This window comes from Thiolapillus sp. (genome assembly GCF_048562965.1).
In the GTDB taxonomy this organism is placed as follows: domain Bacteria; phylum Pseudomonadota; class Gammaproteobacteria; order Chromatiales; family Chromatiaceae; genus Thiolapillus; species Thiolapillus brandeum_A.
Map to the genome: position 1 here is coordinate 1 of NZ_JBHNMF010000772.1, position 1,395 is coordinate 1,395.

1 protein-coding gene is annotated in these 1,395 nt (G+C 52.5%); it reads right to left on the minus strand.

Going from position 1 to position 1,395, the window contains the following annotated elements:
- Positions 1-1,229: PhoPQ-activated protein PqaA family protein (locus ACOCD2_RS19965; RefSeq protein ID WP_419625948.1), on the minus strand; the 1,229-nt coding region annotated here is incomplete at its 3' end.
- Positions 1,230-1,395: the final 166 nt, after the last annotated feature.

The following is a 1,395-nucleotide window of genomic DNA, read 5'->3' on the forward strand; positions in this document are numbered from 1 at the left end:
GTATCAGGAACATCCACCTTGCCCAGATAGACACCCTCTCCATCGGGAGAGACGCGGGTCCTGCGCCAGGCCGCGCCAATCTCTTCCAGACGAAAATCCCGTGCGTGAGGATTCGTTGCCTGCCACAAGTAAACACGGTCGGGCGCGGGCTTTCCTGTTACCAGTCGAATAGTGCCATCATCCAGCACGGTCGAACTGAACTGGGGTGGTGGTTTCTCCTTGTTGACGTCATCCAGCCACAGCAATACCGATTCGAGCAGCCTGACCTGGCTATCAGTATCACCCTGTTTGTGATCGGTATTGAACGTATTGCGCAGCAGCTTTGGTTCCGGCAGCCGGTCATAATACAGAGACGCCGAGTCTGTGATGAAAAACTGATCGCCCATCGAATTGATAAGCAGTTTCGGCATGATATACCGATTACGGTAATAGTAGGGATCGATAATCCTGGACAGCTGCTTGCCCCGCACCGACTGCAGACGACAACCCAGGTCATAAGCCGCATACTCGCGCAGCGCCGGTGCATAAAAACCGTAGCTGTTCCAGTGACGATTGAATTGATTCTTGAGATTCAGCAAATCCGATGAAATGGGCATGATCGCCTTGACTCTGGGATCGACCGCCGCCGTCAGCCAGGCAGTCCAGCCACGTTTCGATCCTCCCAGCAGAATGAAATCATCGATGCGTATATCTTTCCTGGTCAGGAGATAGTCCTGAATGGCATCCATAGCCCGCACCACCGACTTGGTCATCGCAAGGTGAACCGGCCAGTTCTCATCCCCTGTTATCAGGTATTTGTCCATGCTGTACGCCAGAATCGCATCCTCGGTACGCCCATTGTCAGTTTCATCTGTAAAGTACAGCGGCTGATTGGGTACCTGTAGCACTGCGGCGACTACCGAGCCCAGGGCATTCGCAATCACGCCAATGGCATCCTCTCCTTCGGAAACCGGCTTTCCTCCATTGTGTCCCCCTTCGATCACCAGCACAGCCGTGTGCTTGCCATGGGAGCTCAGCAGTTTGGGAACGGTAATGATCAGTTCGTGCTCCCACACGGGTCGATCGACTTCACTGGCATCCCGCCACTGTTGGGAAAACAGTTTCAGGAAATAGGTCTTTTGGAGCAGCTGCTTATCAGCGCCGACATACTCCCATGAATAATGGCTGTCATCTGCTTTGACGTATCGATCCAATGCCGTTTCTTGAGCAACAACTGTGTCCGCAAACAACAGTACACAAGCGCAAATAAAGCCCGGAAGGTATTTCATCGTGGTTTACCCCTGTGTTCCTCGAAGCCTGACATGCTCAGAACCTGTATTCATGGGTCCGTATTTCTTCAAAATCAGATTGCTTTGCGATGAAAAACCGTCGCATGACATTTTGGGACAGGGAGAA